Annotated in this window: 9 protein-coding genes; 8 read left to right on the top strand and 1 reads right to left on the bottom strand. The window is 43.4% G+C overall.

From position 1 onward, the window contains the following. Positions 1 to 319 precede the first annotated feature (319 nt). The 8 genes from CIK90_RS14640 to mobV all read left to right on the top strand — a co-directional run bounded on the left by CIK90_RS14640 (position 320) and on the right by mobV (position 9,772). Positions 320 to 871, top strand: a complete 552-nt coding sequence (locus CIK90_RS14640; RefSeq protein ID WP_371595948.1) for a leucine-rich repeat domain-containing protein — start codon at positions 320 to 322, stop codon at positions 869 to 871. Positions 872 to 1,219: 348 nt separating this feature from the next. Then, positions 1,220 to 2,170, top strand: a complete 951-nt coding sequence (locus tag CIK90_RS06215; protein WP_044074745.1) for a helix-turn-helix domain-containing protein — start codon at positions 1,220 to 1,222, stop codon at positions 2,168 to 2,170. A 128-nt stretch (positions 2,171 to 2,298) separates the two neighbouring features. Beyond that, entirely contained in the window at positions 2,299 to 3,420 is a 1,122-nt protein-coding gene (locus CIK90_RS06210; protein WP_044074744.1) for a site-specific integrase, read from the top strand. A 366-nt stretch (positions 3,421 to 3,786) separates the two neighbouring features. Then, positions 3,787 to 4,554: a hypothetical protein gene (locus tag CIK90_RS06205; protein WP_044080124.1), complete on the top strand. Its 768-nt coding sequence runs from the start codon at positions 3,787 to 3,789 to the stop codon at positions 4,552 to 4,554. 109 nt (positions 4,555 to 4,663) lie between these two features. Then, positions 4,664 to 5,035, top strand: coding sequence for a helix-turn-helix domain-containing protein (locus CIK90_RS06200; RefSeq protein WP_044074742.1), 372 nt, complete (start codon positions 4,664 to 4,666; stop codon positions 5,033 to 5,035). Between the two features lie 4 nt (positions 5,036 to 5,039). Further along, positions 5,040 to 6,404, top strand: a complete 1,365-nt coding sequence (locus CIK90_RS06195) for a DUF3987 domain-containing protein (RefSeq protein ID WP_044074741.1) — start codon at positions 5,040 to 5,042, stop codon at positions 6,402 to 6,404. A gap of 122 nt (positions 6,405 to 6,526) precedes the next feature. Next, entirely contained in the window at positions 6,527 to 7,549 is a 1,023-nt protein-coding gene (locus tag CIK90_RS06190; protein WP_044074740.1) for a DUF6371 domain-containing protein, read from the top strand. A 189-nt stretch (positions 7,550 to 7,738) separates the two neighbouring features. Beyond that, positions 7,739 to 9,772 (top strand): MobV family relaxase, encoded by a 2,034-nt coding sequence (gene mobV, locus CIK90_RS06185; protein WP_044080125.1) that lies wholly within the window; start codon positions 7,739 to 7,741, stop codon positions 9,770 to 9,772. A gap of 134 nt (positions 9,773 to 9,906) precedes the next feature. On the opposite strand, the gene CIK90_RS06180 is transcribed toward mobV, so the two are convergent. Continuing rightward, a complete protein-coding gene (locus tag CIK90_RS06180; protein ID WP_044080126.1) occupies positions 9,907 to 11,112 on the bottom strand; it encodes an IS256 family transposase in 1,206 nt (401 codons plus the stop codon). Between the last annotated feature and the right edge of the window lie 2 nt (positions 11,113 to 11,114).

Below are 11,114 nucleotides of genomic sequence, written 5' to 3'. Positions count from 1 at the left end.
GATAATTCTATTCATGAGTCTAAACTAACTTACAGATTGTAATTTTCTGCAAAGATAGTCATTTCTAACCCATAGAGTCATTTTTTGCTCGTATTTTGTCGCATATCAACCACTTACAACGATTGTTAATCGTTTTTAGTGGACACTAGTGTAATGGAATGTCTATTTATATAATGGGATTAAATAGAAAGGCGAAGGAAGATAATTACTGTAGCCAGTTTAATTCGCGACAAGTTTAAGAATGTTAAATACGTTAAACTTTCGTGGCTTTGAGGTGTTCATTAATCCTCAAAGCCACTTTTCTATCGTATAAAACACAATTGTCAGATTATCAGCACATTACATATTCGGTGGTTGTCCTTTTGAATATATATCAATTCCAAATGATATAACAATAATAAGGCAAGACACCTTTTATGGATGTACCTCCTTAAAAAGTATTAATTTGCCCAATAATTTGCATAAAATAGGGAAAGATGCATTTAAAAGTTGTTGGAGCCTCAACTCGGTTAACATCCCCCAGAGTATTGATTGTATTGAAGAGGGCGCTTTTAGTTTTTGTAAAAGTTTATTGTCGTTAGAATTGCCTTCTTGCGTAAATACAATAGGGAACGGAATTATAGAAGGATGCACTAGTTTGGAATCGATAATAGTTGATCCCAACAATAAAATATATAAAAGCGAAGATAGTAATTGTGTCATTGAAAGGAAGGGTAATGTAGTAATTGCAGGTTGCAACAAGACAAAAATACCATCTTCCATTGAAGTGATAGGGCACAGTGCATTTAAAAATTGTACAAATCTTATTGAGATTGTAATTCCACAAGGGGTGAAAACGATAGAAATAGACGCTTTTAGATATTGTATTTAGAGCCTTATAACTAACCATAACTTACTATGACTAACTAACCATAAAGTATTGATTTTCAACACTCTTTGTTTTTTAATACTTTCTGAGTGCTTTTTGGCAGTTCCCGATTTTCCACATATTTTTGCAGCGTATTTCTACCGTGGAGAATTTGCGGAGCTTTTATTTTGTCATATTGTGAACGTAGTTGACAAGGGTTTACGAGTGGTTACGATGAAGGACAGATTTGAAGCTGATAGGCAAAAAGCGTTATATCGTGGATTGGGTTGACAAAGGTTGTCAATGGTTCACTTCCGTTTACTCCATAGGTGGAATACTCAAAGTATGTAGAACATAGCAATATCATAGAGTATGAGACCGACAAGAAAATGTGAATTTTGTGGCAAGACATTCGTGCCAAGAAGCGGTATGCAGAAATACTGTTCCGAGGAATGTCAGGCAGAGGCAAAACGTCTTAGGAAGAAAAGACAGCAGGAATTGATTAACGGTATTGAGCCAATCATGGATCTGCAACATCAGGAGTATCTTACCTTCTCCAAAGCTGCCATTCTGATGGGATGCACCCGACAGTATATCTACAAACTTGTGGCTAACGGAAAGTTGAAGGCATCAAGATTGAGCAGCAGAATGGCATTCGTAAGAAAGGCTGATATAGAGAAGATGTTTGAGGGTAATCCCTACAAGCGTGTGATTCCTGCCAGCAAGAGCAAACCCAATAAAAAGGCAAAAGCAGAAAAGCAAATACGAAAGCAGGAACCGACAAAAGGGAAAGAGGAGAATGAGGTGCTTGACTATTATTCTGGTGAGGAAGTGATGTCCATTTATAAGGTCAAGAAGTCTTGGCTCTACACCTCCGCCAAGCGCAACCAGATACCGATGTGCCGTATCGCTGGCAAGAACTATTACAGCAAACGGCATATTGATGAGTTCTTCGGTACTGCCGTTGACATCAACAGCATCACGGAATGGGTGACTGCTGATGATGTAGAGGATGCTTTCAGTATGAGCAAGTCGGCACTCAGGGCATATGCATATCGTCATAAGATACCCACCAAACGTGAGTATGGTCGCACCTATTATTCCAAGGAACATCTTGAAGAACTGCGCAGGACTGACCTCATGAGCGATGACAACTATTATACCACCGAACAAGTGCAGCTGTTGTATGGTCTGACAAGTGCCAATATCTGCCATATTGTGAGAGTTCACCATATTAGCAAGGTAAAAGTGGGTGTAAAGAACTTGCTTTTGAAGACGGATGTGGAGCGAGCAATGGCGGAAAGAGCAGCAAAAGGACTGTGATTTCAAATGATTTCAGCATTATCCATCAATGACTGCAAATAATTGGAGTCACGGAAGTATCATTCAGTTATTTTGCAGCCGTGAAGAGACACTTCACCATGAATAATCATCAATAATACATATCAGTTATGAGCAACATTTGCAAGACCGTATCATTGCGTACACGCAAAATCAAGGACGGACGCATGCTGTCCTATTATCTTGACTATTATCCAGGCTATCGTGACGAGAGCACGATGAAAGTCATCCGCCATGAGTCGCTTGGCATCTACATCTATGCCAAGCCGAAGAACCAGACGGAACAGAAGTACAACCTCAACCTTACGGCAAGAGCCGAGGCGATACGCTGCCGTCGCTTTGAGGCTATCGTCAACGAGCGTTATGATTTCTTCGACAAGGAGAAGATGAAAGGAGATTTCCTCGCCTACTTCAAGAAACTGGCAGACAAGAAGAACTCCAAGTGGCAGCACGTCTATATGCACTTTCGTACCTTCACGCAAGGCAAGTGTACCTTCGGTGAGATAAACGTGGACTTGTGCAACAGATTTCGTGAGTATCTGCTGACAGCACCACAGGGACTGCATAAGAACAGAAAACTACATATCAACTCAGCAGCCAACTACTGGTCAACTTTCCGTGCTTCAATCCACACTGCCTATCGTGATCGCAAGATAAAGGAGAACCCGAACGGTTTCTTGGAGCGTATCGAGACAATCCCGACTGACAAGGAGCATCTTTCACAAGACGAGGTTATCCGCTTGGCATCCACTCCATGCTCTACCCCTGCATTGAAGCGAGCCTTCCTGTTCTCTTGTCTAACGGCATTGCGAAAGAGCGACATCAAGAAGCTCACTTGGGAAGAAATACAGCCATACGGCAGCGATGGTGTGATGTATGTCACTACACGAATGCAGAAGACAAAGGACATCGTGCATAACCCAATCAGTGAGGAAGCCTTGGAACTGATAGGCTATTCACCAGATAAACGAGGTAAGGTGTTCCCCGATTTCAAAGACTCCATGACACAGGCACCATTGAAGAACTGGCTGAGAGAAGCAGGAATCACCAAGCATATATCCTATCATTGCTCACGCCACAGCTTTGCCTGTCTCCAGTTGGACGCAGGAACAAGTATTGCGGTTGTGCAGCGTTATCTCGGTCACAAGAATGTGGCAACAACAGAGGTGTATGCCAAGATTTCCGATGCCCAGAAGCGTGCTTCGGTTGGCTGTATCACCTTGAAGAAGTAACCATTTGACAATAACACGCAGAAAAGGACTGTTGGAATGATAGTGTTCCAATAGTCCTTTTCTCATTTTGTTGGTTCTATTTGCTGTCGTGGATAGAACCAATTCGACAAATACATTCCAATTTCTGTTGATATTAAAGAGGAACTGCAAATATCCCTTTTCTTCATCCTTACCTTTGTAGTCAGCAATTAGCGGCAACTGGCACTAACGAGCTGTTTCAAGTATGATTCAGAGTATGAAATCATATTAGAACGCTAATAAAGCGTAAAAGAAAGAGTGCCAGAGAACGTAAATGCTGTTTTTACATGCTTCTGCATCTAACTTTGTGGAAGTTTTTGAACGAATAACAATAAAACGAATACAATAATGATAGAAACCAAGACAACTTCAGATTGTACCATCTACGCTTTTGTTGGTACTGCAATTCTCGCCATCTCTCTTGTCGTGGCTATGTATGTAGGCAATGACTTTCACCAAAGTCTGTTTGTCGAGTCAATCATCTTTGTAGGGAGCAACATCCTGCTTTGGGCGATATTCATTTCTATGGTGAATTATCCCTATGAACTGATGACCATTGGTAGCAACAGCAAGACAAAGAAAAACGTTGTAGAAGCAGAGCCAGCAACAGAACAAGAACAGCCAAAGCAAACATTACCACAAACAGAGTCAGCACAATACAGTCATGAGGACTATGCCAAGTGTGTAGAGGCACAAGAAAAAGAAGCACAGGAGATAAAGGAAAAACGAACGAGAGCCGTACTTGACTATGTGCATCGTACCATGTCAAGGTTTCTGTATGAGGAAGATTTGCACAAGGTAATTGAGGCTGTCAAGGAATGGAGCAACGACACCAACTATACCCCGATAGCAATAAACCGTTTCAAGGAGATGGTTGAGAATATTCCTTTAAGGCACTTCGTGTGGAATATCGCAGAACGTTTGGGTAAACGTGATTACACAATGGCAATGCGAATAGCCTTTGTCAGGGCTTTATTTCCAAAGCCGTTTGAAGGCTTGGACTACAGCACATTGAAGAACCTGAAAGCACCATGTTCTAATGATGTCATTCCGATTGATGAGCCTGGCAATGGAGGATATGAGTTTCATGATATATCAGAGGAAACTCCCGAATAATCCCTATTGTTAGAGTTATTCCTTCGTGAATGACAAATGACTGTCACGAACCTCAGTAACGGAAGCATCATTCTGTTCCTTTGTCCCAGTTTTTTAGAACAACTTGTATATGACAAAGGAATTAACTTTCAACGACCTTCCAATGGTCGTTGCCCAGCTTCGGGATGAAGTGGTGGGCATGAAGCAGATGATCATCGGTCTGCAATCACAGAACAAGCCACACAAGGCGAACACGCACATACCTATGAGTGTGGAGGAAGCATCGGCATACCTGAAAATGCCGATGGCAACTCTCTACATGAAACTTGGCAACGGCAGCATTCCTGCCACAAAGCCAGGCAAGCGTTATTGCCTTTATCAAGACGAACTTGACAAATGGCTGGAGACAAACCGCAAGAATCCTGTACCTCTCACAGCAGAAGAGGAGAACGCTGCCATTCTTGCAGGAAACAAGCGCAAGCCCAAACCCTTAAACTGGTAATGTAATGGATGCGCTTGAAATTTGTAACAAGCTACGCTCGGAGGCTTCGGGCGTAGCCACTTCTGGCATTCCGCTTGACATATTCCCCCAGAAGATGCAGCAGATGATTCTTGATTTGGCAAGGACGGAAAACTATTCCATTGAGTTCACTGTCACTTCCCTAATATCCGCTATGGCAGCAGCCGTCGGCAACTCCTGCTATATCCGGATTAAAGGCAATTGGATTACTTCACCTATTCTATATGTCATTCTTGTTGGCAGACCAGGAGTCGGCAAGACTCCACCATTGAACTTTGCCTACAAACCGTTGCACGACATTGATACTGAGGAGCACCATAAGTTCAAGGCTCTAAAGAATGAGTATGCAGCCATTGTGGAGAGAAACAAGGGCAAAAAACGGACGGAATGGGAATCGTTACCTCCTGTACCAGTCCTGCATAAGAATATCATGAATGACTTCACACCAGAGATTCTGATGCGTAATCACGATGCCAACCTCAGAGGTGTGGCAGTTGTGGTGGATGAGATAATGGGGCTGTTCAACACCATCAACCGATACAACAACAGTTCTTTTGTACAACAGATGCTGTCGGCTCACAATGGCTTGCCTGTAGATGTTTCTCGTTGTAATCTTGATTGCCCTTTACGCATTGATTATCCTTGCATACAGATTGTAGGAACTATCCAGACTGGTATTGTGCATGAACTTTATGATATGGGATTCAAGAAGAATGGTTTTCTTGACCGTTTTCTGATTACATGCCCAAAAGGTTTAAAGATTGCTCCTTGGGTTAAGGTTCCAAAACAAGATGCTGCAATCATTGAAAGACCATTCCGTGTATGGAAAGAAATCATAGACAAGGCTGTGGCTCTTCCTTTTACGGAAGACATCTTCAATGTTCTTGACTTCTCTGATGAAGCCATTGACATATTCTATGATTGGCAGAATAAGGACATAGAACGGCAGAATGCCATTACGGATGAAAAAATGATAGACTCACGTGCTGCAAAAGTTCCTTTGAACACGGCTCGGCTTGCCTTGATATTCCAACTGTTCCGATGGGCTTGTGATGAGTCTCACAAGGATTTTGTTGATGCGGAGTCCGTGAATGCAGCCATACGGATGAGCGATTACTTTGAGAAGTCATACAAAAGGATGGATGACCTCGTTTCAACCGAGGCTACCGACCCTGTGAAGAAACAGGTACTTGACTCGTTGGGAAACAAGTTCGTAACTGCTGAAGCAGTAAAGGCTGGAGCGGATTTCGGTTTTGCAAGACGTACTGTCATGTATATGCTCAAAGACTTCTGTCAGAAAAACTTTATCATCAAAGACAAGCAAGGCAATTATGAGAAAGTACAGAAGTAGAACCACCACCTTGCACCGTTTGCACTTTGCACTTCTTGCACTCTTGCACAAAAGAAGCTGCATTTTGTGCCAAACAAGTGCAAAAGTGCAGAAAGTGCAAGGTGCAACAAGTGCAGTGCCTTATGAGTGAGTATAGATTCCATCTACAGAAATACAAGCTGGGCAACCGATATGCTTGCCCTCAATGTAGGCGTAAGCGTTGCTTTGCAAGATATATTGACGAGGAAGGACAGATTGTATTTCCTGACAATGTGGGGCGTTGTGACCATGAACAGAGTTGTGGCTACCATTATTCTCCATCTGATTATTTCAAGGACAATCCCGATGCCAACTGCAATGATGATTGGAGATATAAAACACCAATCAAAGAGTGTAGGAAAGAGAAACCTCTTCCAACTTTCATTGAGAATAAGTTGATGGAGCAAACACTGCATGGCTATTCTGTCAATCCTTTGTACCGATACATTTCAATGGTCTTTGACAAGGAGGAGACAGAACGGCTGTTTGCCTTGTACAAGGTCGGCACTTCAAAGAAATGGGGCGGTTCAACTATCTTTTGGCAGATAGATGTCAATGGGAATGTGCGCACTGGCAAGATAATGAAGTATGATGACAAGACAGGACACCGCATCAAGGAACCCCACAGCCTGGTGACTTGGGTACACTCGGAACTGAAACTGCCAGACTTTACACTTCGGCAGTGCTTCTTTGGCGAACATCTGTTGACAGATAAAACCACGACCAAGACTGTAGCCATCGTGGAGAGCGAAAAGACAGCCATCATTGCCACCCACTTCATGTCTGATTTCGTATGGTTGGCTACTGGAGGCATGAACGGATGTTTCAATAAAGATGCAGTCGAAGTCCTAAGCGGTCGGGAGGTTGTTTTGGTTCCAGACCTTGGGGCAACGGATAAGTGGAAAAGCAAACTTCCTTTGCTGCAATCAATATGCAAACAAGTTCTTGTCAGCAATATCTTGGAAGACAATGCCACCGATGAACAAAAGGTCAATGGTCTTGACATTGCCGACTTCCTATTGATGACGGAAACACCGCAGATGGCGCTACAAAGGCTGATAAAGCAACATCCGCCACTCCAGCATCTGATAGACTGTCTTGGATTGGTGTTGGTGGAAGAGTCATAGCAGAGTGGGTAAGGATCTGCGAGCACGCTTGCGTGACGGACTTTCACAAAAGTCCTAAACATAATAGGGACTTTTAGATTCACCTGCTGACGCTGTTCACTTAAAAAGTCCTTCTATTATGCTCAAGCTCCGCCCGAGACCTGTCACCAGTCATACTATAACAATGTTACAAACTCAAACAAGATTCTTATGGAAAGAAACATACCACGTGCCGCCATCCATGTAGGCACAGACAAGAAATCGTTCTCTTCCCAAGTGGGCAACGAGGCGGAACGCAGAGGTTGGGACGAGAAGCGTTACCAACTAAAAAACGCAGACATAGACAAGAACAACCATTATAACTACTCACGCAAGAGACTCAACTTTGAGATAGTCAAGGGTGGAAAGATTGTGCCTCTTGGTTCCCAGTCTGTGCCGTTGCATGAACGCTTGCAGCACAGACTTGATGAACTTGGCTTCAAGCCATATATGGATGCCAAGCGTCCCGACCAAGTTTCAAGGAACAGTCCGAACTGCACTGTCGGCATCATCTTCAGTGGTGACCATGATGTGCTTAACAGGCTTGCCTTTGGTGAAAAGAAACTCAACACGTCAGATCCAAATGCTGACCACAGCAAGGTGACATTACAAAAAGGCATCTATGACTGGGCATTGGACACCTACCGCTTTGCATGTGAGAAATGGGGAGAAGAGAATGTCATCAGCTTTGATGTGCATTGTGATGAGACAAGCATCCATGCCCATGTGCAGACCGTGCCTGTTGAACAAGTAAAACAACGTGGGCGCGTCGGAAGCAAGTATATCCACAAGGATAATCCAGAAAAGGTTCTCTCTACAAAGGAATGGAGAGCACTTCCAAAAGAAGAACGTGACAACTTCACAAAATCGGAAGTTGCAAAGGGTGTTGTTGAAAGGGTCTCTTATGCCAAAGTGTGGGGAGAGCGAGCAAAGGATAAGTCACAGTATTTATCACAACTTCATACCGACTATTACAACAAGGTAGGTCATAAGTATGGCTTGGCAAGAGGTTTCTCCTATGATGAACTTTCAGAGGAAGAGAAACGGGGACGCAAGCACAAAAACAAGGTGGTACTTGAGGCGGAACGTCAGGCGAAAGTTGCTCTTGACAAAGTGGAGAAATATGCTGTGCTTGCCACAATCGACAAGAAGGAGCTGACCATTCCTTTTCTCAACATAAAGGTTCCTGTTCAAGAAGCGATGAATGCCGTAAAGAAAGAACTTGCCATCCCTATTCCTACTCTTATCGGACAAAAGGCATGGCGTGAGGAGCGTGTAAACAACATCAACGCAGCTATCAAAGCTCTTGTCGTAGCCATCAATGCAGAACGTGACAAACAGAATGAAGGTGTACGCAAGTCTGTCAACAAGACATACACTTACTATATGCAGAATCTCAATAAGCAGATAGAGGAGAACAAGTCACTTCGTGCCGAGAATGATGCGCTAAAGGCAGAAAACAACAAAGTCAAACAACGCATCTCTCAACTTGACGAGAAGGCTGTGGAGCGAGTGACTACTCAACTTGTCTATGCGAAGGAAGAACTCGCCAGTGCCAAAAGTTATAATACCACACTTATGGAAATGTACAATGATTTGAAGGCTCGTTGGAATGCCATTTGGCAAGAGCCAGAAATGACTGATGCATGGAGACGAGTGGAAGCACGAAAGGAGGAAGGTGCAAAAGAAAAGGCTCGGCAAGAAGCCGAAGCTAAACGTGAAAGCATGGCTCGGCAAAATAGATACATAGGAGTGCTTGACAAGTTCATCCATGAGGGACATGAAGCTCTATCTTCCTTTGCCAAGACAGATAGAGTCAACTTCAACGAGAAAGAATCGGCTTCCATATACTATGGCATTATGGCATCTGCTGTAAAGCATAATATTGGATTGGACTCTAAAGCCTGTATAGAATCGGCAACAAAAAGGTTCTTGTCTGATATGTCTTGGCATGGTTTTACAGACTTCAAGCAGGAATGTGTCACCAGTTGGACAAAACTCTTCGCCACAAATGAAGTTCAATTCACAGACAAAGCTATTGACAACTTCCTCGCTTTTGTTGACCACATGTCATGCAGTGCAGACACATACGTTTCGCTTGGTGGCTCCAATGGTTGTGCCGACCAACTGACGAATTGGGATGGAACACAGAAGATAGGATTGGGAGCAATTAATAATAAGCCCTATCGTTCATCACGAAGATAAGTATTGTATAAAAGGTTGTAAAAAGGTAGTGTAAACAGAACTGTGTCACGGCTCTGATTTTTTATTCTTTCCCTCTTATTTGTGTGCAGATTTCATATCTGCATACAAATAAGAGGAGCCTTTCACAGGCAAAGTTACATAATCTTGAACCTATCTCCAAATTTTATAGCAAGTTGTTGTGATATCAGTGCCCAATTAGACAGGGGCATAGTCCATTTCCCACTAATGTCTCGATAGGCAAGATACACAAGTTTTTCAAGTGCGGTGTCTGACGGGAACACACCCTTGTTCTTCGTTACCTTGCGCACCTGACGGTGATAACCCTCAACCGTATTGGTTGTGTAGATAAGCTTGCGGATGGCAGGAGTATACTGGAAGTATTCCGTAAGACGCTCCCAGTTGTCGCGCCAGGATTTGATTACTATAGGGTACATCTCGCCCCATTTTTCATCAACCATGTCAAGCTGTGCCAATGCAGAATCCTTGCTTACAGCACCGTATACGGTCTTGAGATCCTTCAGAAACTCTTTCTGATGCTTGCTTCCTACATACTTGATTGAGTTGCGGATTTGGTGGACTACACATAGCTGAACGGAGGTTTCAGGGAATACACTTTGGATTGCGTCAGGAAATCCCTTAAGACCGTCTATGCAACAAATCAGAATATCACGTACACCACGGTTTTGAAGGTCAGTCATAACATCAAGCCAGAAGTTAGCACCCTCACTCTCAGATATATACATACCAAGAAGATCCTTGTGACCAGACTTGTTTATACCTAATACATTGTATATTGCACGAGTGACTGCACGACCCTTATCGTCCTTCACCTTGTAGTGAATGGCATCAAGCCAGCAAATGGCATACACGGGGTCAAGCATACGCGACTTCCATGCTGTTATTTCTGGAATGACACGATCTGTTATAGCGCTGATGGTTTCGGCTGAAAGGGTTGTGTTAAACTCACGCTCAAAGTACTTGCTTATATCACGAGTGCTTGTACCAAGGGCATACATGTTGATGATTTGATCTGCCATACCTTCAGCAAGAATGGTCTCACGCTTCTTGACCGTTTCCGGTTTGAAGGAGCCGTCACGGTCACGAGGCGTTTCTACTGTCACCTCTCCATACTTTGTCTGTACGGTCTTGCTCATCTTGCCGTTACGACGATTGCCAGAACTACGGTCTGCACTATTAAGGTGGGCATCCATCTCACCTTCTAAGGCTGCGTTTAGGATACGTTCCAGCATGGGAGCCAAAGCTCCGTCTTTACCAAAGAGTGCTTCACCGCTACGCAGCTGCTGGGCTGCTTTCTTGTAGTCTATTTCCAAATTGTCCATAT

Origin of the sequence: Prevotella sp. P5-126, from assembly GCF_002251185.1 — a bacterium.
GTDB lineage: Bacteria > Bacteroidota > Bacteroidia > Bacteroidales > Bacteroidaceae > Prevotella.
Note: the sequence above shows the minus strand (reverse complement) of the source record. Positions and strands in the feature narration are given on the sequence as shown.